General features: G+C 52.3%; 20 protein-coding genes. 6 read left to right on the top strand and 14 right to left on the bottom strand.

Annotation, left to right across the window (positions count from 1 at the left end):
* The 3 genes from MKX51_RS13700 to MKX51_RS33190 are packed head-to-tail and all read left to right on the top strand — an operon-like array spanning position 1 to position 2,444.
* A complete protein-coding gene (locus MKX51_RS13700; RefSeq protein WP_340992742.1) occupies positions 1-1,293 on the top strand; it encodes a glycosyltransferase in 1,293 nt (430 codons plus the stop codon).
* Between the two features lie 14 nt (positions 1,294-1,307).
* Positions 1,308-1,982, top strand: a complete 675-nt coding sequence (locus MKX51_RS13695) for a thioredoxin domain-containing protein (protein WP_340992741.1) — start codon at positions 1,308-1,310, stop codon at positions 1,980-1,982.
* Between the two features lie 45 nt (positions 1,983-2,027).
* Positions 2,028-2,444: a disulfide bond formation protein B gene (locus tag MKX51_RS33190; protein WP_445322004.1), complete on the top strand. Its 417-nt coding sequence runs from the start codon at positions 2,028-2,030 to the stop codon at positions 2,442-2,444.
* Between the two features lie 77 nt (positions 2,445-2,521).
* Here the strand turns inward: MKX51_RS33190 and MKX51_RS13690 are convergent, their stop codons facing one another.
* Together MKX51_RS13690 and MKX51_RS13685 are read right to left on the bottom strand one after the other, a co-directional pair.
* Complete coding sequence (locus tag MKX51_RS13690; protein ID WP_340992740.1) at positions 2,522-5,266, bottom strand: CHASE3 domain-containing protein; 2,745 nt, start codon at positions 5,264-5,266, stop codon at positions 2,522-2,524.
* 71 nt (positions 5,267-5,337) lie between these two features.
* Positions 5,338-5,733 carry a DivIVA domain-containing protein gene (locus MKX51_RS13685; RefSeq protein ID WP_340753844.1) on the bottom strand — a complete coding sequence of 132 codons (396 nt, stop codon included), beginning with the start codon at positions 5,731-5,733 and terminating at the stop codon, positions 5,338-5,340.
* Positions 5,734-5,920: 187 nt separating this feature from the next.
* Between MKX51_RS13685 and MKX51_RS13680 the strand changes: the two genes are divergently transcribed.
* Positions 5,921-6,484, top strand: a complete 564-nt coding sequence (locus MKX51_RS13680) for a TraR/DksA C4-type zinc finger protein (protein ID WP_340992739.1) — start codon at positions 5,921-5,923, stop codon at positions 6,482-6,484.
* Positions 6,485-6,549: 65 nt separating this feature from the next.
* Here MKX51_RS13680 and MKX51_RS13675 read toward each other — a convergent pair whose 3' ends face one another.
* Positions 6,550-6,909 (bottom strand): helix-turn-helix transcriptional regulator, encoded by a 360-nt coding sequence (locus tag MKX51_RS13675; protein WP_340941066.1) that lies wholly within the window; start codon positions 6,907-6,909, stop codon positions 6,550-6,552.
* A gap of 579 nt (positions 6,910-7,488) precedes the next feature.
* Here MKX51_RS13675 and MKX51_RS13670 point away from each other — a divergent pair.
* Together MKX51_RS13670 and MKX51_RS13665 are read left to right on the top strand one after the other, a co-directional pair.
* On the top strand, positions 7,489-7,941 hold the full coding sequence (locus MKX51_RS13670) for a MarR family winged helix-turn-helix transcriptional regulator (RefSeq protein ID WP_340992738.1): 453 nt from the start codon (positions 7,489-7,491) through the stop codon (positions 7,939-7,941).
* A 22-nt stretch (positions 7,942-7,963) separates the two neighbouring features.
* Complete coding sequence (locus MKX51_RS13665) at positions 7,964-8,482, top strand: GNAT family N-acetyltransferase (protein ID WP_340992737.1); 519 nt, start codon at positions 7,964-7,966, stop codon at positions 8,480-8,482.
* A 128-nt stretch (positions 8,483-8,610) separates the two neighbouring features.
* Here MKX51_RS13665 and MKX51_RS13660 read toward each other — a convergent pair whose 3' ends face one another.
* From MKX51_RS13660 to smc, 11 genes are all read right to left on the bottom strand, one after another.
* Positions 8,611-9,255 carry a general stress protein gene (locus tag MKX51_RS13660; RefSeq protein ID WP_340992736.1) on the bottom strand — a complete coding sequence of 215 codons (645 nt, stop codon included), beginning with the start codon at positions 9,253-9,255 and terminating at the stop codon, positions 8,611-8,613.
* 108 nt (positions 9,256-9,363) lie between these two features.
* Positions 9,364-11,859 (bottom strand): ATP-dependent helicase HrpB, encoded by a 2,496-nt coding sequence (gene hrpB, locus MKX51_RS13655; RefSeq protein WP_340992735.1) that lies wholly within the window; start codon positions 11,857-11,859, stop codon positions 9,364-9,366.
* A 189-nt stretch (positions 11,860-12,048) separates the two neighbouring features.
* Entirely contained in the window at positions 12,049-12,459 is a 411-nt protein-coding gene (locus MKX51_RS13650; RefSeq protein ID WP_340992734.1) for a DnaJ family domain-containing protein, read from the bottom strand.
* Between the two features lie 164 nt (positions 12,460-12,623).
* The gene (locus MKX51_RS13645; protein ID WP_340992733.1) at positions 12,624-13,004 is read right to left on the bottom strand and encodes a GIY-YIG nuclease family protein; all 381 of its coding nucleotides are present in this window, start codon (positions 13,002-13,004) and stop codon (positions 12,624-12,626) included.
* Positions 13,005-13,029: 25 nt separating this feature from the next.
* Positions 13,030-13,818, bottom strand: a complete 789-nt coding sequence (locus tag MKX51_RS13640; protein ID WP_340992732.1) for a DUF2087 domain-containing protein — start codon at positions 13,816-13,818, stop codon at positions 13,030-13,032.
* A gap of 151 nt (positions 13,819-13,969) precedes the next feature.
* Positions 13,970-14,779 (bottom strand): SDR family oxidoreductase, encoded by an 810-nt coding sequence (locus tag MKX51_RS13635; protein WP_340941074.1) that lies wholly within the window; start codon positions 14,777-14,779, stop codon positions 13,970-13,972.
* Between the two features lie 205 nt (positions 14,780-14,984).
* Positions 14,985-15,851, bottom strand: a complete 867-nt coding sequence (locus MKX51_RS13630) for a transglutaminase family protein (protein WP_340992731.1) — start codon at positions 15,849-15,851, stop codon at positions 14,985-14,987.
* The gene (locus MKX51_RS13625) at positions 15,848-16,801 is read right to left on the bottom strand and encodes an alpha-E domain-containing protein (RefSeq protein WP_340992730.1); all 954 of its coding nucleotides are present in this window, start codon (positions 16,799-16,801) and stop codon (positions 15,848-15,850) included. Before MKX51_RS13625 ends, MKX51_RS13630 begins: the two co-directional genes overlap by 4 nt.
* A gap of 30 nt (positions 16,802-16,831) precedes the next feature.
* Positions 16,832-18,295, bottom strand: coding sequence for a circularly permuted type 2 ATP-grasp protein (locus MKX51_RS13620; RefSeq protein WP_340992729.1), 1,464 nt, complete (start codon positions 18,293-18,295; stop codon positions 16,832-16,834).
* A gap of 381 nt (positions 18,296-18,676) precedes the next feature.
* Positions 18,677-19,669, bottom strand: coding sequence for a signal recognition particle-docking protein FtsY (ftsY, locus tag MKX51_RS13615; protein WP_036728871.1), 993 nt, complete (start codon positions 19,667-19,669; stop codon positions 18,677-18,679).
* A gap of 61 nt (positions 19,670-19,730) precedes the next feature.
* The gene (gene smc, locus MKX51_RS13610) at positions 19,731-23,300 is read right to left on the bottom strand and encodes a chromosome segregation protein SMC (protein WP_340992728.1); all 3,570 of its coding nucleotides are present in this window, start codon (positions 23,298-23,300) and stop codon (positions 19,731-19,733) included.
* Positions 23,301-23,370: the final 70 nt, after the last annotated feature.

Raw genomic sequence — 23,370 nt, 5'->3', positions numbered from 1 at the left:
ATGCTGCTAGATGATTTTTTTCACTATATTTATAAGGAAAAGCCTCTCTCCTTAGACAAAGATATGGCAGATTCAATTGAGTGTATTACATATATTAATCCCAAGCCGCAAAACAATGAAAAGACAGAATCCATTCGCGACTTTCCTTCGTCTTTTAAAAATAATCCTTCCCCCCAGCTTACTTTTTGTGTACTAACGAAGAATGAAGAGCGATGTATTCAAAGATGTATTCATAGCATCTACAATCATGCTAACGAGATTTTAGTAATTGATACAGGATCAACGGATAAGACCTTGGAAATAATTAGCTCCAATTTTAAGGATATCCGTATCTATAATAAAGAATGGACTAACGATTTTTCAGATATTCGCAACTACGCTTTAAATCTAGCGACGTATACATGGGTATTTTTTCTCGATGCTGATGAGTACATGCCACCGGAGAGTCTGAATAATCTAAAGAATATTCTTAGGTTGACAGAAATGATAGAGGACCAATGCTATTGTCTCAGTCCATCCATTCTTGATCTAAACGGCAACCGATATACTCATACGCAAAGAATTTTGAATAAGAATTTTGATTTTCACTACATTGGCAGAGTACATGAAGAACTTAAATCAAACCATTTCGATATTATTTTTGATATTGGTCTTTCTCTCACAATTTTTCATGACGGTTATGAGCAGGACGTTTATCTCAATAAGAGAAAAACTGAACGAAACATGAATCTGATTAAATTAATGCTGAATGAAGAACCGGATAATCTTAAATGGCATTATTATCACGCTAGAGCACTTCTCAAATATCAACAAGCACCGGATGAATATGAAGCAGAACAAGAACTTTTAAGAGTATCACTAACAGATAATAACTTCACTTCAAGATCTCTTATATTACTGGGCCAGCTCTACTGCAAACGCGCTGATATCATTAATTTAAAAAAGATCATCACTTTAATTAAGGAATCAACCACATTTTTTCCCCAAGTTGATCTTATGTATCTGGAAATGGCTTTGTATCTCATGATCGTACTTACGAGAATGAAAACAATACGAATTAGTGCAGAGGAACTTATCGATGGGATTAATAATAGCCTGATTCATTCAAGAAATGAACACCTAAAGAATATGATGGGACTGTATAGTTTTCATATGGCTGAATTCAACAAAATTACAGATTTCCTCACGTCTAATGAAAATTGTATAAATGACAACCCAGTTATATATGAAGAAATTGCTTCCTCATTACAGCTATTAGACAGGATGAAACATAAAATATTGCAAATATATTAATAGGAGGATTTTATTTGAAAAAAAATACGTTGCTAGTTACTGTTATTGTTATGTTAGCTGTCTCATTTTCTGTTATGGGAGCCGCAAAAAGCTCACAAAGAAGTGAACTTGAAAAAATTCCATCCTTAATGGACGCATTGGGACAAATCACATTAAGCCCAGGAGATTTCAAACTCGATAAGCAGCCTTCAATGGGTGATCCCAACGCTTCAGTGAAGGTCATAGAATTCGTTGATTACAAATGTCCTTCTTGCAAAAAATGGGATGCTGAAAGCTTTCCAAAGTTTAAACAAGAGTTTATTGATACAGGCAAGGTGCAATTTTTTGTAATAAACTTCCCTTTTTTAGGTCCTGATTCTATTGAGGCCGCAATGGCTGCAGAGACAATTTTCCAACTAGAACCCAGTAAATTCTGGAATTTCAAAGAAAAATTATATATCCATCAAGGAAAGGAAAAAACCGTGTGGGCTACTGAAAAATTTTTAAAAAAGTTCGTAAGAGAAAATCTAAGCGTAATTGATCAGAAGAAATTTGAAGCGGATTTAGAAAATCATACTTATCTTTTAAGTGTTAAAGAAGATTTTAAAATCTCTGCTGCCAATGGAGTATATGGAACCCCTTCATTTATAGTCAATGGTACTATAGTAAAAGCAGATGATCTCAGTGAAAAAATCGCACATTTGAACTAAATAGCTTTCATTGGCTAACTCATTGTATGAAAGGAACAACCGAAAATGAAGCTAATCAAAACAGAAGGTTATTATCTAGCCAAAACGATCTCTATAATCAGTGTAATCAGCATTATTTACTTTATAACTGTAATGGGGTTTAAGCCTGGTATCTTATGCTGGATTCAGATTGTACTGATGATATCAGTAATGTTTTCACTCGGACTTAACTATAAATATAAACCTCATCAGTATAGAATCTTTAGTATAGCTGTATCATCGACAGGTGTAATCATCTCAATCTATCATATAGCAAAGCAAAAGTTGAGCAGTATACCGTCACAATGCATTATTGGGAAGTCTGCGTGTAATGAGGAGTACTTAAATATTTTCGGCTTCATATCACTTCCTTCTCTTGCACTGCTTGCCTTCTTTAGTATTGCCTTATTAGTTTACCTATCTCGTGAAGAAAAATATTCATAAATAACTTCGGTTAAAATAGCCTTAGAAAAGCCAATAAACGGTCTCTTCTAAGGCTATTTAGTCTGCAAAATCAATTTCTAACCACACTCGGCCATCCACCGGCACATTCGTGTAATGACGTCCTGCATCAATACCGGCTTGCTGATGAAATCAGTGGCTCCGGCGGCCAGGCAACGCTCACGGTCTTCCTTCATCGTCTTGGCAGAGATTGCAATGATCGGGAGGTCGGTGAGATGCATCTCCTCACGGATAATAGATAGCGTGTCATAACCGTCCAGAACCGGCATCATAATATCCAGGAGTACGATATCCACCTCCGGCTGCTCTCTAACCACTTGAAGACATTCATAACCCGTCTGAGCGGTCATGATGATCATTCCATAAGGCTCCAGACCCTTCTGCAAGGCATAAATATTACGCATATCATCATCCACAATCAGCACAGTCCTGCCTTGCAACATGGCGTATTCTTTCTCGAACAGGGAGTCCCGGCTATTACCTGGCTGTCCTGTATCATGAACGGTTCTGGAGTGCTCCGACCCGGCTGCAGTCTGTGCCAGCTCCGCCGGATGGAACGGTTCTTCTTCACTGTCCAGTTCACGGCATGGGAGATACAAGGTGAATGTACTGCCCTTCCCTTCTTCGCTCTCCAGGCTGATATGCCCGCCCAGTAGCTGAGCCAATTGCTGGGAGATGGACAAGCCCAGACCGGTTCCCCCGAATTTGCGGGCAGTCGTTCCGTCCACCTGGCGGAAGGCCTCGAAGATCAGCTCACGGTTCTCTTCGGAGATGCCGATTCCGGTATCCTGGACAGCAAAGGCCAGCACCGGCCCTGCTGTTATGTAACTCTGATCTGAATATGCCGCCAGCTTGGTAATCTCCACGGTCACAGAGCCCTGCTCAGTGAATTTGAAGGCATTGGACAGCAGATTCCGCAGAATCTGATGCAGGCGCATCTCATCGGTGAAGAACAGATCCGGAACCTCAGGGTTCAGGGTCACGTTAAACTCCACGTTCTGCGATTCAGCAAGCTTGCCGAAATACCCCTGCAGCAGCGAGGGCAGCTCGGTGAGATTGACGGCGTCCATTTCCACCAGCATTTTGCCCGCTTCCACCTTGGAGAGATCCAGAATATCGTTAATCATACTAAGCAGATCACTGCCGGAATTGTAAATGACTGAGGCATAGCCCAATTCTTCCTCGGTTAACGTATGATTGCGGTTCTCCGTCAGGAGCTGCGAGAGAATCAGCATACTGTTCAGCGGAGTACGCAGCTCATGCGACATATTGGCCAGGAATTCAGACTTGTAGCGCGAGCTCTGCTCCAGCTGTTCATTGTACCGCTCCAGCTCGATCGCTGCATTCTCGGCTACCGCTTTCTGGTTCTCCAGCTCCTTGTTCACGGTTAGCAGCTCGCTGGTCTGACTCTGAAGCTCCTCCGTCTGCATCTGCATCTCCTCGGACTGGGTCTGAAGCTCTTCGGATTGAACCTGAAGCTCTTCGTTCATCACCTGCGACTCATGCAGAAGCCTCTGGATCTCCATCCGGGTCTTCACCGAATTCACGGTAACACCCATCATGTCCAGCAATTCCTTCAGCAGCTCGAAATGGTAAGGCGCCCAACGGGTCAGCGCAGCAATCTCCAGGACAGCAACGGTCTTGTTCTCAAAAATAATCGGAGCAATCACAGCGAATCTCGGCGGCGTTCTGCCTAGCGCGGAGCTGATGGAGATATAGTCATCAGGCAATTGCTCAATCACATTCATCCGCTGATCCAGCGCACATTGACCTGCCAGGCCTACTCCCGGCTGAATAACCTCCGGCCCGATGCGTTCTTCCTTATTCTCTGCGCCTGCATAGGAATAGATGCGCTCGAACAGTTCCTCGTTATTCACGACGTATATAGTGGCATACTGCATTTCCAGCATAACCGACAACCGGCTGACAAAAATTCTGCACAGCGAAGGCATATCAATGGTCTCTTGCAGGGCAATCGACATGGAGGTGAGCTGCTCGCTCGTCCACTGCTCCCGCTGCACGTTATCCAGCAGCCCGTTCGTCGCTTCGCCCAGGTCGTAGATTTCATCCAGAGTCTTCACCTTAATGCGCTCCGAGCGGTTACCGCCGGAGGCAATACTGTTGATGGCCTGTATGACGCTGTGCAACGGATTCACAATGCTGGCCGAGAGCAGATAAGTGATGAGCAGCGCAAGTACGACCACCAATCCCCACAATATGTACATGGTAATCAGCAGCTTATGATTGCTGTCCTTCAGGTTGCTGATCCGGTCGTTCGTGAGCGTACGTTCGATGTCACGGAAGTAATCGGACTGGGATCGGATCGTGTCGACCAGGTTTTTTCCCGTATCGTTGCGAAAAAAAGCGTTGACCGCTTCCGTATGGCCATTCTTCTTCAGCTCAACCACATGCTGTCCGGCGACATCGACCCACTTCTCGATATTATCCGTAATCGTGTCCAGATTCCGTACCTGCTTCGGGTTATCGGCAATGAGATTATTCAGCTTCGCTGCATTAATCCTCCACTGCACCAGCCCGTCATTATACGGCGCCAGGTATGACTCATCGTCGGTAAGGACGTACCCCCGCTGTCCGGTCTCCATATCCAGTACATTTTTCTCAATTTGATATGTAAGTTCATGAACTTCTATATCATGATCGCTCAAGAACACGGTTTCTTTCTCCAGGCTGTTAATCCGGCCAGAGACTATAATCAGAAATAGCCCCAGCATTAATAGTATGATGACATATCCAAGTGCGATTTTGCCGCGGATCTTCAAGCTCCAAGCATGCTTCTCCGGCAATGGTCCAACCCCCGTCCAGAGTTATACTTATGCTGCATATTGTTGTCTCTCACGCTGTGGCTGCACAGGGCTTACAAATACCCCTCCGTGCGGGGCATAGGCAATCTGTCCTTGAGCTGACGCACATTGGCTTCCAGCTTGATGATGATATCCTCCAGATCCTGCGGATCAATTCCCTTAATAATCGGAACCGGGGCCGGAGTGGCTGCGGTCTTCACCTCTGCCTTCAGCTCTTTCATCTCAATCTGCTGCTCCTGCCACTTATCCATTAGATCCGCTATGGTAGCATAGAACCGTTCATAATCCTTAATGACGCTGTCCAGGAATGTATCCACCTCTTCGGCATCATAGCCGCGAAGCTTCATACTGAATTCCTTCTCATGAATGGTAAGTGCATCAAGGGTAATACCGAGCTGGCTGAACAGCTTTCTCTGCTTATCCAGCCGCCGTTTCATATGTTCGTCCATTTCATAACCTCCAAGTGTATGCTGCATTCATCCGGCAGGTATTATTATAACAGGGTGAAAGCAGCATGAAAATATCACTAAAGTTACAATTCAGCATAGGGATGCCTGCTGATTGCCCTATAACACATTAGGGTAAGGTAAGATTACGACAGTGTAACTACTAATCCAGCTGAAAGGAAGATGACACATGAGCCACTTAACCAAAGACCAATTGAATATACTCCGGGCAGCCCTTGAGGAGCGCAAGGCAGAGCTGGAGCAGCATTTCTCCGGCAATGGAGCAGAAGACAGCCTGCTTGGCGATTCCCTTATCCTCTCTACGGGCGAGCTCTCTTCAGTCGATAACCATCCCGCCGATACAGGAACGGAGACGTTTGAACGCAGCCGTGACCTGTCCATCAACACCTCGCTATCCGAAGAATTAACGGAGATCGAGGCTGCTCTTGCGCGGATGGATGACGGAACGTACGGCATCTGCGAAGCCAGCAAGCAAGAGATTCCTTATGAGCGGCTTGAGGCCATCCCCTACACCCGCTATACCGTGGAGCATGCCCCAACCAGCCGTGACACCGGCGCACGCCCTGTGGAAGAAGAGGTTATGACCCCGCCGCCAGCCGGTGCAGGCGAAGGACGTCAGCAGAATAGCGGCAGATTCGATGACGCCGGTGCCTGGGAAGCCGTGGAGGATTATGGCAGCGCAAGCTCGCCGGTAACCCCGCCGGGCCAGGATTCTGAAGAAGAGGATACCTGATCCGGCAGGCCGAAGCCAGAATCTTAATTCCGGGCTAACGAATTTCGTAAGCGCCGGAAGCCCGCTCAGAAGTTGTCAGCGACCGCCTTATTAAGGATACCCAGACAGCGGTCGAGGTCGGTCTTCACTTGCTTTTTGTAGAGCTTGGCCTTCTCCTCCCCATCCGAGGTGAAATGATACAGGACAATCTCCTGGAAATCGACCTTGGGGTCGTTTCCCTTCAACTGCTTGGTGCGGTAGAGTATCCCCTGCTGCACCAGCTCATGCAGGGCACGGTAGATTTCACTTTGGGGAGGAGAATAACCATGGGCTTTGAAATCTCTGCGCAAATCCTCCAGCATCTGATAACCATACCCCTTGTGCTGCTCCACCATCGTAATCAGATATACTTTTATAAACGCCCGCTGGGCAATCATAAACGCCATAAGACACCTCCCGGGGTGTTTTTTTGTGGAATCCTTAGAGAAGAACAGCCATAGACCCTTGTCACTTAAATCCGGCAGTCAAATGATGTGGGTAGCATTTCCAGCTACAACTCTAGTATAAACTCTATTTCCCAGCTTTCACAACAAGTTATATTTTATAGTTTCATTTTTTCGGTGCGGAGTTTAGGTTTACTTTTTCCGTTTTGAAGAAGATAGGTACGGATGTTGTGAGGCGTTTAGATGGTATAGGTAGATACGGTGGGTGGTTTTATTCTTCTATTGTGAATTTTTCATATGATGAAATTATATTAATAGAGAACGACTTTAACTTGCGTCCCCTGACACCCGTTGTTTAACGCCTCTGCAGAAAAAAGGTTATTGTGGACGCAATAAGTCTTTTATTAATATGTCGGGGTCGTTATTGTGAATTTTTCATATGATGAATTAACATGAATAACCCCCCCTCTCTGCCTCTCCACAGACGATTACTCTTATTTATTTTGTTGTAATTGCAACAAAATTCATGTATTATTTTTAAACTATAGGCTTGGAAAATAAATGATCAATGGAGCTGCGATTATGAAGGAGATTCTACGCGAGGTTGGAATGATTGCCCGGTCACTGGACTCCATCAGCAATATCGAATTTAAGCAATATGATCTTACCCGGGGGCAATATTTGTATCTGGTGCGGATCTGTGAGCATCCGGGGATGATCCAGGAGAAGCTGGCTGAAATGATTAAAGTGGACCGGACAACGGCTGCCCGCGCTATACAGAAGCTTGAGATTAACGGTTTTATTGAAAAAAATGAAGATCGGCACAACAAAAAAATCAAGAGGCTGATCCCTACTGAGAAAGGGCAGGCCGTCTACCCTCTGCTCAAGAGAGAGAACGATTATTCTAATAGTGTAGCGCTGTCCGGCTTCTCCGAAAGTGAGGCAGAAACCCTGGTAACACTCCTGCAAAGAGTCAGGTCCAATGTGGAAAAAGACTGGGAATATGTAAAAAAGGGAAACAAACGGGACTATTGATTATACAAAAGGAGAATTATAGATGACTATTTTGATAAAGAGATGCTCTTCCGGCGATCTGGAGACCTTGCAAAAAATCAGTATTGAAACGTTTACGGACACCTTCAAAAATCAAAATTCACCAGAAGCTATGGAAGCTTATTTGAAAAGAGCATTTCGTACAGAGCAATTAAAAAAAGAATGCGCCAACCGCCATTCTGAATTTTATTTCATCTATTATAATGAAGAAATTGCCGGGTACCTGAAGGTTAACGCAGATGATGCCCAAACTGAACATATGGACAAGGACTCGCTTGAAGTGGAACGGATCTATATTAGAAGGCCCTTTCATAGACTGGGGCTAGGGAAAAAGCTGATTGAGAAAGCGGTGGAAATCGCGGCCGAAAAGAATAAGAGGAAGCTCTGGCTGGGGGTTTGGGAACAAAACGGAAACGCAGTTGCCTTTTATACAAAATTGAATTTCGTACAGACAGGAACTCACTCTTTCTATATGGGTGACGAGGAGCAAACAGATCTAATCATGACCAGAATCATCCTCTAGCACAATTAGGATATTTGGCCCAGTACCCTCACAGCAGCCTAAAACAAGCACAAAGAACTGCCCCGGCATGTTCGCCGCAGGCAGTCCTTAAGTATGCTATGGGAGCGGGCTTAAGCCTGCTCTAATTTTTAGATTTTGTCGCGGTTGTAGAGGTCCGGGTCACGGTCTGCATTCATCGAGCCTCTGTTGCCCAAGGTATTGCCAACCGTTGTGTCCCTAGGGACCAGATCAGGGTTAGTTGCTCCGCGGTCCGCCACTGTATCCTCCGGGTACAGGCTGTCGTACCGGCCCGAGTTGAGTGAACGGTTCCCCCGGAACACGGTATGGATATCTCTTCCACGGCCGTTGTCATCGACCAGGACGAGGATCTTGCCGCTGTCGATGTAGCCTTCGTAATCTCTGGCCTCATCCTCAGGAATGCCGAGTCCGATTAATCCGCCCACCAGTCCGCCTGCTCCTACTCCGATGGCAGCCCCTGTTAGTGTAGCTGCGATTGGGCCTGCAGCAAGGATTGGACCAATTCCCGGAATGGCCAGCGCACCGATCCCGGCCAACAGGCCGGTAATTCCGCCCACTACGCCGCCGGTAGCCGCACCTGTAGCAACGCCTTCCGGCGCCATCGTTCCTGTATCTTCGGAGATGTGTTTCAGGTCATCTCGATCCTTCGTTATGACTGAAATCTCATCGTTCGTGAACCCTTGTCTCTGCAAACTTTCAATTGCTCTGGTTGCTTCTTGTTCCGTATCGAATACGCCAATAATTTTCTCTGTCACTTGAAGCCCTCCTTCGTAATTGTTGTTCGCTATTGTATTACCCGTTCACGCGGTGCCCAAACAGGAAAAGCTTCTTCGGATGCATTAATGCCTGATCACCGCCACATTCTATTTGGAAGGACGGGTACGGTTAGTCGGTGCTGCCTCCAGCGGATTATCCGGCCAGTAGTGCTTGGGATAACGGCCTTTCAGATCTTTTTTCACCTCGAAATAGGTGTTCTGCCAGAAGCTGGCCAGATCTGAGGTGATCTGCATCGGCCTTCTCGCCGGAGACAGCAGGTGCAGCAGCACCGGGACCTTCCCTCCGCCGATCCGCGGAGTATCCGTCTGCCCGAACATCTCCTGCAGCCTGACTGCCAGTACCGGTGCTCCGGGATTACTGTAATCCAGGGGAACCCGCGAACCGCTCGGTACCGTAATATGCGTCGGCGCCTCCTTGTTCAGCAATTGGCGGCTGTTCCAGTCCAGCATCCCCTCCAGCGCCTGCGTCAGCTTCAGCCGCTGTAAATCACGGAGATTCCGCATCCCTTGTATAAAGGGTGCCAGCCATTCCTCCAATGTATCCGTCAACGCCTCATCCGACATATCGGGCCAGTCGGCCCGCAGTGAGTGCATGAATTCCATCCGCTGCCGGAGCTGAGTGGTCCCTTTCTCCCATGGCAGCAGCTGTAGCCCTTCCGCCGCGATCACCTTCAGCAGTACGCTCTCCGTCTCCTCGGGAGTAGACCGCTCATGGGTCGTTTGCTTCAGAATGAGCGCCCCCAGCCGGGTCACTCTTCGCGCCTTCACGCTTCCGCTCTCACTGTCCCAGTAGACTTCGCGCTCCTCCAGAAGGCTGTCCGCATGATGCTTCAGCAGGTCCTGCTCGGAGAGCGCTGCGGCAAGCATAATCCGGCTCTGCCCGGCACGGTCATCCACGCCGGGTGCCACGATGTAGGGCGAGCGCGCCAGCGGCTGGCCCTCGCGCATCGCCGCCCCCCGGCCGCCGGAGAGCAGGAACGCGCCATTGCCGCGCTCCTGCCCGATCCGGTCGGGATAGGCGAACGACAGCAGCAGGCCGCTGCGGCTGATGTCGCCGGGCCCTTCGCCCGGCGCTGCCTGCAGCTGCGCCAGGAAGCTGCGGCTCTCGCGCTGCACCGCGCGCAAGGCCGCCGGGTCCGCTCCGCCGCTGCCGGCGGAGCGCTCGAACCCGAGCAGCGCCTCCACGCGCAGCGTGAGGTCGCTGTCTAGAGCCGCGGGACCCCGGAAGAGGTCCCGCTCCTGCAGCAGCGCAGCGAGCCTGGCGGCGAGCGGCGCGGCTGCAAGGTCTGCCGCGCGCAGCAGCATATGCGCGATGCGCGGGTGCGCGCCAAGCACGGCCATGCTGCGGCCGTGCGGCGTAATGGCGCCGCCGGCGTCCAGCGCGCCGAGCTGGCGCAGCAGCGCCGTCGCCTGCGCGTAAGGCGCGGCAGGCGGCGCATCCAGCCAGGCGAGCGCTCCCGGATCGCGCACGCCCCACAGCGCCAGCTCCAGGGCGAGCTGCGCCAGGTCGGTCTCCATGATCTCCGGCACGTTATCGTCCGGCAGATGATCATGCGCCTCCCGGCTCCACAGCCTGTAGCAGACGCCTGGCGCTGTGCGGCCTGCCCGGCCGCGCCGCTGATCGGCCGAGGCCTTCGAGACCGGTACCGTCGTTAAGCGCGGCATGCCGGTACGCGCAGAGAATACCTGCGTCCGGCGAAGCCCCGTGTCAATCACCGAGCGTACCCCTTCGATGGTCAGACTCGTCTCGGCAATGGAGGTTGCCAGTACGACCTTCCGTTCGCCTTCCACCGCAGGAGCCACCGCCGCATCCTGCTGGTGCTGCGGCAATTGGCCATAGAGCGGCCGGAGTACCGTTCCCGGCGGCAGGCTTCCTGATGCCAGCTCCTGCTCCGTCCGGCGGATCTCCCGCTCGCCGGGCAGAAAGACCAGCACATCCCCCGGCTGCTCAGCAAGCGCCCGGCGGACAGCGGCGGCTGCGGACTTCTCGGGGGTGGAGCCACCGGCGTTGTCCGTCACATAGACCGTCTCCACCGGATACGTCCGGCCCGGACAACGCACGACCGGCGCTTCACCCAGTAGAGAAGCTACGCGTTCTCCATCCAAGGTCGCCGACATCACCAGAATGCGCAGATCCTCGCGCAGCACACTCTGTGCTTCAAGCGCGAGTGCCAGTCCAAGATCCGCATGCAGGCTGCGCTCATGGAACTCGTCGAAGATCACAAGCCCCACATCCCCCAGCGAAGGATCGCTCTGGAGCATTCGCGTCAGCACGCCTTCCGTCACAACAACAATACGTGTATTCCGCCCCACCTTGGTATCCATCCGCATGCGATAGCCTACGGTCTGACCCACACTCTCCCCCAGACAGGACGCCATATAAGCTGCGGCCGAACGCGCTGCCAGGCGTCTGGGCTCCAGCATCAGAATGGTTTTACCGGCCAGCCAAGGCTCCTCCAAAAAAGCAGGCGGCACCGCCGTTGTCTTCCCCGCTCCAGGCTCGGCAATCAGAATCGCCGCTGCACGGTCTGTCAGAATTCTCTTCAGGTCAGGGAGCACCTGCATAATCGGAAGCTGCTTCATTTCATCTCTCCATCATCTGCTCAAGGTTAAGTTAATCTATATCTCCCTATCATCGGCGAATTCATTCCAGATATCAAGCGGTTCATTGCTGCTGGAAGAGGATGACCCATTCAACACCAAGCTCCCCTATAATCTCGCACCAAAAACCCCCGGTTCCATGAACCGGAGGTCTCATCTTCCAATACTTGTCTACTCCCTACCATCCCGTTCCACTCCAGCCAGCCGTTGCCCGATCGCGTCCCCGTAATCCGCATATGCAGCATTGCCTTCCAGCCCCCGTTCCTGCAAAAGCATCTGAAGACGCAGCCGCTTCAGGGAGAGCCTGCCCTCCAGCTCCTTTCGTTCCTCGGCAGTGCTGTTGCCGCTTCGGTGGCAAGCCACCAGCAGCTCTTCGAGCGTTACACACTCTGCCCGCAGCGTCACTTCCTCGGGCAGCAATCCGGCGTTCTTCATAATCTTGTAGGACATCCGCAGTTCCTCAGGTACGCCGGAAAGATCCTCCAGCGCAAGCGGCTTGCCGTGCCCCGGCAGATTGGCGAACTCTCCGCCGCGCATAGCTTCCTGAATTCTTTGTTCTGCAAGCCAAGATAATATAGCCATCCACACCGTTCCTTTCATCAGCAGCTGAGGATTTCCTATTATTACATCCTGCTTACATCCGGCATGCCCGCCGCTACCGCTTTGTCCTTATTTTAGCACGGGTGCTGCTGAAATTCATTCCCGGTTTGCCTGTAAGTTATCGCTTCTTATCACCAGGCAGAAAGCTATTTCTGCTTATGATATCCGCGCTCCCCGTAAGGAGACAGTTGCTCCAGCCATTTACTCTCCATATCCGGCAGCATCTTGCGGTATTTCTTCAGCTCCTGCACATCGGCCACGAAATCCTCTTCCGGCTTAATCTGCTCCAGCACCTCGAAGCGGAAGCCCGCTTCCCCGCGTTCATTCCAGTCTTCCTGCAGCGCCTTGTTGTCATGGCCTTTGATATCCAGCATGAACTTATGCTTATTCCAGACCCCGTCCAGATTCAGGCTGCTTCCCACATACATTTTGTCGTTGCCGGTGTTCACAATCCGGTATACCCCCATTGGCCTGTGCGAGTGTGCATAATTGTATCCCAATTCCTTGCGTCTGGATTTATCTGTCATTATTTCTCTCCCCTTCTTCTCTCCGTTATAATTTCACCCAGTAGCTGCTTCCGTCATCTTCACGGTCCAGCAGCCCGTAATCGATCAGATAACGCCGGAGCGTTACATAATCGGGATAAGCAGCTTCGAGCACCGCATTGATTTCCTTCTCACTGTACTTGCGCCCTGTCTCAAAACGCTGAAGCAAATGGCGCAGAATCGCCGCCTTCCGCTTCTGCCGTTTAGGGAACTCTGACAACGGGCCATCCGGCCCCTGTTTGAAATAGGTGCCCAGAATCTCGGCGTTCTCCTGCTCGGTAATCGCGAACCGTTCATCAACCATCACAGCCGTGCGCGGTATACTCACAAAAGACGATGAAGCTCCCGGCTTCTCCTCAGCCAGCTCCATAACCGCCAGAAACAGCTTGGCCTGCTTCACCTTCTCGCGAAGCGTGAACCGGTGGTTACGCACTGTGGAGGTGCTGCCGATCCCCAGCTCCTTGGCTGCTTCTGCATCGCTAAGACTTTGGCGGAAGGCCTGCAGCAGCCCCTTCTGCAAATCGGTTAACCCGCTCAGCTTCTTGTCCAGCGTCAGCAGCCAGTTGAACATCCCGCCATGAACTCTGTCCACATGCAGGGCTGCGAACTTCTCCGCTTCGTAATACTGTTCTCCATCCTTATAGATCAAGCCCTTCTCGAAGGCAGCCCCGCAGACCAGACAATGATACTTTTCCGTCCGCTCTTCCGTCTCCACATTATAGCCCTGCTTCAATTCTGCAATGGACGCATTCCAGAATTTCTCCGATATCCGTACTGCTTCATTCTCTCCTTCCAACTGGACCACCACACCCTTTGTTTACTTTTATATAGACATATTATCATTTCGTTTGTTATTTTACAACCATCTAATTAGATTGTTTGTGACAAAAGAAAAACACCGCCAATCATGGCAGTGTCTCATAACAGAAACGGGCGGCAGAATATGCCTAAGACAGCAGCGACTCCGCACCGTCAATCACAATCTGCGAGCCGGTAATATGAATGGATTCATCCGAGGCCAGGAACGCGACCAGATCGGCCACATTCTCCGGTTTGCCCGGACCGTCAGCCAGCGGCTGTGCACCGTCGGGGAATTCAATGGGAATGACAATGGACTCCACATCATCGTTCCACTCCGTGCTCTCGTCGATATTCGTGGCGATCGCTCCCGGACAAATGACATTGACCCGGATTTTGAACTTGGCCAGCTCCAGTGCAGCCATCTTGGCAAAAGCGACCTGGCCGGCCTTAGTGGTGCTGTATGGTGACCAGCCGAAGCTGGTGAATCTGCTGTTGCCGTTGATGGAGCTGGTAATAATAATACTGCCTTTGCCCTTCTCCTTCAGATGGGGAATGCTGTATTTCAGCGTCAGGAAGGTGCCTGTCAGATTGACAGAGAGGGTCTTCTCCCAATCGCCTACGCTCAGCTCCTCAATCGGCCCGACCACTCCGTTAATGCCCGCATTGGCGAACACAATATCCAGGCCTCCGAAATGCTCTACGGTTCTGCGCACCGCTTCCTCCATCCGGCCGGCATCCGAAGTATCCACATCAATCGCTAACGCGCAGTCCCTGCGCAGCTTATTCAATTTCTGTTCAAGGATCGAGGTACGTTCGTTCACCAGATCGAACAAGGCGACATTCGCACCTTCACGTGCCAGCTGGATCGCTGCCGCTCTGCCGATTCCCGAGCCCGCACCTGTGATTATGGCTGTTTTCCCTTGAAAACGCTGCTTTTTTGCTATATTTGGGCTCATATGTACACTCTCCTTCCGTGAATACCATTCTGCATGTAATGGCTCTGTTTCAAGATTACCCAATTGATGCTTGATTATAATCAGATTATGCAAAAAATTGCACAAACCTTGTGCAACATGCACAGCGCATCCATTAACAGGGCCTAATGAGCAGCTTACCGTCAGCAACAAAGACCCCGCAGCTGCGGGGTCTCCTCTGACTCATTCAATTCTCCAGCTGCCGTACATCCACCTTCACCGTAAGCGTGCCCGCTGCTCCGCGGTATACGCCTTTGACCGGAACGATATCCTTATAATCCCGTCCATGTCCAAGCTTGATATACCGCCAGCTTACTTCAGCATTGTTGGTCGGATCGAAGCCCAGCCAGCCCGTACCCGGAATATGTGTCTCCACCCAGGCATGCGAGGCCTGTTCGAAGTTGGCGTTGCCCCCCTGCAGGTCCCCGACAAAATGGTACCCGCTCACATAACGCGAGGGCAAGCCGACACTGCGGCAGACCGCAATCATCAGATGTGCATAGTCCTGGCAGACTCCGCGCTTTAGCATCAGTGCTCTTTTCACTGTAGTGTTGACACTCGTCGCCTCGGGATCGTACGTAAACTGCTCGTAGATGGTCGACGACAGCTTCCGGGTCCATTCGTACATATCCTCGGCTTCCTCAAAAGGATGCTGCGACGCGAATTCCACCAGCTCCGGCGTCACCTCGGTGTACCGGGTAGGCAGAATAAACTCAATATACCGGTTCTGAAACTTCTCGTCATTCAGCAGCTTTACCTGCTCCTCCAGCGGAATATGCGGCAGGTCGGCACCTTGCGCCTTGTCAAGCGTGACCACGGTCGCTTTGGTGTGAATCACCATTTCCGTATGTGGCTTGTTCACCGAATAGGCATGGACCCGGTTGCCGAAGAAATCCTCATAAGTCAGCAGATTAGCCGGCGGATGCACCTCCACCTCATGGTGATAACAGGATTGCCGGTAGTTCGTGCGCGGCGTCAGCCGGATCTCATTGACACTGTCCGTCACCGGCTCGGGGTAGCTGTAGGTGGTTGTGTGGTTGATCTGTATTTTCATACCGAGACTCCTTCACGGCGAAAAAAAGCACCGTCCATCGTTCGGCCGAGCCTCTGACAGGATATCATCAGTGACTCCAGCACATCCAGGGTCAGGTCGCCGGACATCTCTTCCTTCTCCATATAATCCAGCTCCGCCTTGATCTTGCCCGCCTGACGGATCACCTTCTCATGCCCTGAGCCCTTCTCTGAAGAATCCAGCTCCAGCTTGGCCAGATGCTCCTCCAGCTTGTGAAAGGAGAAGCGGATTGAACGCGGGAAGAGCGGGTTCACGATCAGGAATTCCAGAATGCATTCCGGCGACATATCATCGGCGTAATACCGGCGGAAGGACTGATAGCCGCTCACCGATTTCAGCACAGCCTGAAGCTGGGTATAGATGGAATTGATAGCCTTCGACTTGCAGGATACCGTGACGGTCTGCAGGATACGTGTCGTATTCTCCGCCCGTTCCAGAAACCGGCCGCTCTCGATGAAATGCCATTCATTGCCCCGGAGCATCACCGATTGCTCCGCGCCGAGGAACATCGCCGCCCGCTCCTTGACCTGCTGATAGAATTGATGCGGGCCGCGCATGATATCCGTTACCGACTGTTCACCGAGCCACAGGTTGAAGCCATTGATAATATCCCACAGCTCACTCGGCAAATGCTGGCGCAGCGTGCGCAGATTATTCCTGGCCTGATGCACACAGGAGAACAAGGAATTGGTATTCCCCATGTCCAGTGTGATGAAGGATAAGACGTCCTGTTCAATGAAGCTTTCAAACTGCCGCAGATATTCGCTTCGTACCCCAAGTGCATCAATCAGGCGCGACCACTTGTGGCCCTCTTCCTGGTAATCCTCTTCCTGCTGGATATGGTAATGTACATCGATCAGCCGGGCGTGATTCTCAGCCCGTTCAATATACCGGCCGATCCAGAATAGAGCCTCCGCATTGCGATTCAGCATTCTAGCCCCCCCTTTACCTTAGAAAAGTCTCTAGGCCATTACCCAGGTATCCTTCACTCCGCCGCCTTGGGAAGAGTTCACGACCAGCGAGCCTTCGCGCATCGCCACCCGGGTCAGTCCCCCTGGAATGACATGCGGCTTGCGGTCGGCCCCCATCAGCGCAAACGCTCTAAGATCAATATGCCGCGGAGCCATACTGCCGTCCGACAAGACCGGCGCACGGGACAGTGACATGATCGGCTGGGCGATATAACGCTCCGGTTCCGCCAGTATTTTGAGCCGGAAGTCGATAAGTTCCTGCTTCGATGCCTCACTTCCGATCAGCATGCCGTAGCCCCCGGAGAGAGACGTCTCCTTCACCACCATTTCAGACAGATGATCCAGCACATACTGGCGCTCTTGCGGCCGTGACAGCAGATAGGTCGGCACATTGCCCAGAATCGGCTCTTCATTAAGGTAGTAGCGGATCATATCGGGCACATACACATACATGGCCTTGTCATCGGCTACCCCGGTTCCGGGCGCATTGGCAATCGCGATATTTCCTGCCCGGTAGGCATTCATCAGACCTGCAACCCCAAGCAGCGAGCTGGGCTGAAAAGCCAAGGGATCAATGAAATCATCATCCAGCCGGCGGTACAGCACATCCACTCTGCGCAGACCGTTCATCACCTTCAGGTAGATTTTGTGGTCCTGAGCGACCAGATCACGGCCCTCAACCAGATGAATGCCCATCTGCTGTGCCAGAAAAGCATGCTCATAATAAGCCGAATTGTACTCCCCCGGTGTCAGCAGGGCAATGACCGGGTCCTTGGTCCGGGACGGGGACAGGCTGCGCAGCACGGACAGGAAACGGTTCAGGCTGTGATCCACATCGCGGATGGAGCTGGCAAACGACAGCTCAGGAAACAGCTGGTTCATGAGCGATCTGCCTTTGAACAGATACGAGAAGCCCGAAGGTGTACGCAGATTATCCTCAAGCACATAATATTCGCCGTCATGATGGCGGATCAGATCGATGCCTGAAGTGGTGATGTACGCACCGCCGGGTACACGGAGTCCGGACATTTCCGGCCGGAAATAACAGTTCGAGATCACCATCCGCCGCGGCACAATTCCGTCCTTCACAATATATTGCTCATGGTAAATATCATGAATGAACAGATTCAGTGCGGTAATCCGCTGTACAATCCCCGCCTCCAGCCGTTCCCATTCCCCCTTGGGGATAATGCGCGGAATCATATCGAAGGGAATCGTCCGCTCCATAGGCTGATCCTGTGCCGGGTTGTACAGTGTAAAAGTAATGCCTTCTTCCATCATCCGACGCTGCATCAGCTTCTGCTTGCCTTGCAGCTCTTCGGGGCTCATCCCGGAAAACATGCGGTTCACATGCTTGTAATGAGGCCGGACGTTCCGTTCATCCGCATACATCTCATCATAGAAATGCTGCAGCGGATACGGAGACAGACCGGGCAAAGGATCTAGTTTGGACATGAGCCCGACTCCTCTCGGATCAGTATAACGTGTTATGTTTCTTAACAAATAAGTTCAAATTTTAAAAATTCACCACGAAAATATGATTTACTACCTTCATAATACGTAAATGATATTATCCATGTCAATATATATAACAGCAAAATGGAGTTTCCGCACCATTCTGCCGGTTTGGAATCGCTTCCTTTCTCTTAAACTTGCTTTTCGGGGTGCTCCGCGTTCATTCCACATCCAATTGTATGCCGGAGTGCTGACAAGCAGTACTATTATGAATTTTTCATATGTTGTTTTTTTAATATGTAGAGGAACTGGATGAAAACACAAAAAACCTCCCTAAGGAATGACTCATTCCTTAGGGAGGGTGCAATGGCCGTTATGCAGTTATTCTTCCGAATCTGCTTCTTCCGAGATCATGCCTGCGAACAGGGCATGCACGAACTGGTCGGAGTCGAACGGCTGAAGATCTTCCATTTTCTCGCCCAGACCGACCAGCTTCACCGGCAGGTTCATTTCCTGGCGGATCGCTACCACGATTCCGCCCTTCGCCGTTCCGTCGAGCTTCGTCAGTACCAGACCGGTCACGCCGCTCTTCTCGCCGAACAGCTTGGCCTGGGTCAGAGCATTCTGCCCGGTGGTGGCATCCAGCACCATCAGCACCTCATGCGGGGCGCTTGGAATCTCGCGCTGAATGACACGGAAGATCTTGTTCAGCTCTTCCATCAGATTGCTCTTGTTCTGCAGCCGGCCTGCCGTATCGCAGATCAGCACATCCACACTGCGCTGCTTGGCAGCCTGAACCGCATCGAACATCACCGCTGCCGGGTCCGAGCCCGACTGCTGCTTGATCACATCCACACCGGCACGCTTGCCCCACACCTCAAGCTGCTCAATGGCTCCGGCACGGAAGGTGTCGCCTGCCGCCAGCAGAACCTTCTTGCCTTCCTGCTTGTAGCGGTGCGCCAGCTTGCCGATGGTCGTCGTCTTCCCGACTCCGTTCACGCCGACGAACAGGATCACGGTAATGCCGTCCGGATTCTCGTTCAGACTGTTGTCATCATCTCCGCGCAGCAGCTCCATCAGCTTGCGGGAGAGAATCGGCTGAAGCTCTGCCGCGTCCTCGATCCGCTTCTGCTTCACTTCGGCGCGCAGCTCCTCCACCAGATTCATGACCGTATTCACGCCAACATCGGCGCCGATCAGAATCTCTTCCAGCTCCTCGTAGAATTCTTCATCGATCTTTTTGCGGCGGATAATCAGATCCGAGACCTTCTCAACGAAGCCCTTGCGTGTTTTCTCCAGACCGTCGCGGAACTGTTTCGTTACGCTTTCCGTTTTACCGGAGATGCTGTCTTTCAGTTTTTTGAAAAAACTCATATGCTTATGCTTCCTCCTAAAGGGTTATAGGGATCACTTCATGAATCCTGCGTCTGTATCTTTAAGCTATTTCAGCCTCTTCATCCTCCAGCCGGACAGATACGAGCTTGGATACGCCGCCTTCCTCCATCGTTACGCCATAGAGCACATCGGCTTCCTCCATCGTTCCCTTGCGGTGGGTCACTACGATGAACTGCGTCTGCTCCGAGAACTCGCGCAGGTACTGGGCGAAGCGCACCACATTGGCTTCATCCAGCGCCGCTTCCACTTCATCCAGGACGCAGAACGGCACCGGCTTGACCTGCAGAATGGCGAACAGCAGAGCCATCGCGGTTAAGGCGCGTTCTCCGCCGGAGAGAAGCTGGAGATTCTGCAGCTTCTTGCCCGGCGGCTGGGCAACGATATCAATCCCTGTATCGAGCATATGCTCAGGGTCCAGCAGCTGCAGATCTGCCCGCCCGCCGCCGAACAGCTTCGTGAACACCGTGCCGAACTCGCGGCGGATGGCATCGAAGGTCTGCTTGAAGCGCTTCGACATCTCCTCTTCCATCTCACGGATCACATGATACAGCGTTGTTTTGGCTTCCACTAGATCATCCTTTTGCCCGCTGAGAAAAGTATACCGCTCATGCACCCGCTGATACTCTTCAATCGCGCCCAGGTTGACCTCGCCCAGACCGGAGATGCTGCGCTTCAGACGCTGCACCTCCAGCTGTGCCGCAGGCACATCCTCCGGCACCGGATAACGCTGCTTCGCCAGCTCATAGCTCAGCTCGTAGTCATCGCTCAGCTTGCGGAGAATATTGTCCAGCTCCACATCGAGCCGCCCGACGGCAACCTCCGTGGAACGGAGCTTGTCTTCGACCGCCCGGAGCGCCTGCCGCTGGTCTTTGGTCTCGCCTTCCGCCAGCTCCAGCTTGCGCGAGATCGCCGCGCGGTCGGCACGGGCCAGGTCAAGCCTCGCAGACGTATCTTCCTTGCTCAGCCTCAGACTGTTGACCTCTTCCTTCTGCTTCACGGTCTCCCGTGCATTCTCTTCCAGATCCTGCTCGATGGTCATCAGCAGGCTGCGGCTCTGGCGCAGCTCCTTCTCCTGGGAGCCGGCATCCTGCCTCATCCGGCGCAGCTGCTCCTCCAGCGAGAAGATCTCCTGATCCAGCTTACCCTCCGTGACCTTCATCCCGGTCAGCTTGCCCTGCAGCTCTTCCTTGGCCGATTCATTCGCCTTGCGGTCCGACTCGGCACTGCGGATAGCTGCGTGCGCCTCCTGCTCTTCCTTCTCCAGCCGGGACAGCTCAGCTTCCGCCTGCTTGCGGGCCTCGTCCAACCCGCGTACCTCCTGCTCGAAGCCGCTGCGCTCCGCGCCTGCGCCCTCGACCTGCTCCTGCACATGCCGCAGCTCCTGCTCCAGCTGCTTCAGATCGCCGGATACACGCTGTTCCTCCAGCCGCTTCTCATCACCGTCATGCCGCAGCTGCTCCAGCTTCTGGGAGCCCTTGTCCTGTTCAGCGCGCAAGCGGCTAATCCCCTGCTTCAGCTTGGCAATCTGCTGCTCGCTCTCTTCAATCTCGCCGGAGAGCTGGTCAAGCTGACGCTTGCGGCTAAGCAGGCTGTTGTTCTTCTTATGCTGGCTGCCGCCCGTCATCGAACCGCCTGCATTCACCACATCGCCTTCCAGTGTAACCACTCTGTAGCGGTATTGGCATTTGGCCGCAATGCGGTTCGCCTGCTCCAGACTCTCAGCGATTACGACATTGCCGAGCAGGCTTCCGATAATGCTTCCATACTTGTCTTCATAGCCGACCAGCTCCGAGGCGATACCGACGAACCCTTCGGCACCTTGAACCATGCTGCGGTCACTGCCGGTAATCTGCCGGGGCCGGATAACATCCAGCGGGAGGAAGGTCGCCCGTCCGAGCTGACGCTGCTTCAGGAAAGCAATCGCCTGCCGGGACACCGCTTCATTCTCCATAACCACATGCTGCAAGGAAGCACCCATGGCGGTCTCAATTGCCATTTCGAGCTTCTCGGGAACGGAGATCAATTCGGCAACTGCCCCGTGTACACCATTTAGCTGTCCTTTGCGCGCGCCCTTCAGCACCTCTTTGACCCCAAGCATGAAGCCGTCAAAATCATCCTGCATTTCCTTCATCGTCTCATGCCGGGACACCTGGGCTTCGCGCTTCTGCTCCCATTTGCGCAGGCCGCTCTGCGTCTCTTCAAGCAGCTTCTGCCGTTTGCCGGTCTGCTCGCTCTCCGTAATGTACGCACCGCGCAGCAGCCCGATTTCCTTGCCTAGCGCGGCAATCTTATCCTTCAGCCCGCTCTGTGCAGAGACCAGCTCCGCCAGCCGCGCTGTCCACTTGCCGCTCTCCTCCTGGCTGCGGCTCATCCGCCGCTCCAGGCTCTCCTTCTGCTGATCCGCATAGCGGATCTCGTTGCGCGCCTGAGCCATCAGGTTCATCAGCTCAAGCAGAGCACTCTTCAGCTTCTCTTCCTTGCTCTGGCTGATGCCGCCGGCCACACCCTGCAGCTTCGATTCCTCATCCGCCAGCTGTGCCCGCAGCTCCGCAAGCGTCTGCCGGGTCTGCTTCAGCTTATGCTCCAGCTCCGCCAGCTCACGCTGCCGCCCCTCGGAACGTTCACCTACAGAACCCAGAGTCTGCATGAGCTGTTCCCGGTTCTGCTCCAGATTCCTGCGCCTCTCCTTGAGCAGCTCTCCATAGCCTTCGCTCTTCTCGTTGGCTTCGCTGCTGCGCAGCAGCTGTTCCTGCAGCTTCTCCACTTCCTGCTCCAGATTACGCAGCTCTGCCCGGCCGCTCTCCAGCTTGGCATCATGGGCAGAGACTACAGTGGACAGCTCCAGCTGCTCCGTCTTAAGCACCTCCAGGCGGGCGTTACCCTCCTGCCAGGATGTATGTATGCCTTCGATCTGATGCACATATACCGAAATCTCCAGATGCTTTAGCTGCTCCCGCAGCTCCTTGTATCTTATCGCCTTCTCGGACTGGTCCTTCAGCGGTCCCACCTGATCCTCCAGCTCGCTGATCAGGTCATGAATCCGCAGCAAATTCTGCTCGGTCTCATCGAGCTTGCGGCCGGCATCCTTTTTGCGTGATTTATATTTAACAATACCTGAGGCCTCTTCAAAGATACCCCTCCGGTCTTCCGAACGGGTACTGAGAATCTCTTCTATCCGGCCTTGTCCGATAATTGAATAAGCTTCACGGCCGATACCGGTATCCATGAACAGCTCTGTAATATCCTTCAGCCTGCAGGCCTGTTTATTGATCAGGTATTCACTGTCTCCGCTGCGGTGGACACGCCGGGTCACGGTCACCTCGCTGAAATCCAGCGGCAGCACATGATCCTCATTATCCAGCGTCAGCGAGACCTCACCGTAGTTGACCGCCTTGCGGGCATCACTTCCGGCAAATATAATATCCTCCATCTTGCCGCCGCGCAGGGATTTGGCACTCTGCTCCCCAAGCACCCAGCGGATGCCGTCGGATATGTTACTTTTGCCGCTGCCGTTCGGACCGACTACAGCCGTAATTCCGCGTACAAATTCCATCTCCGTTTTGTCGGCAAATGATTTGAAGCCCGCTAATTCAATCCGTTTCAGAAACATAACTCGCCAATCACCTCTGACCCATTATAACATAGTGTTTCGTTGCCAAAACAACCCCACAAAGTGGTGC

This window comes from Paenibacillus sp. FSL M7-0420 (assembly GCF_038002345.1).
Lineage (GTDB): Bacteria > Bacillota > Bacilli > Paenibacillales > Paenibacillaceae > Paenibacillus_AQ.
The sequence above is the reverse complement of the archived record's forward strand: the minus strand, read 5'-3'. Positions and strand labels throughout refer to the sequence as shown.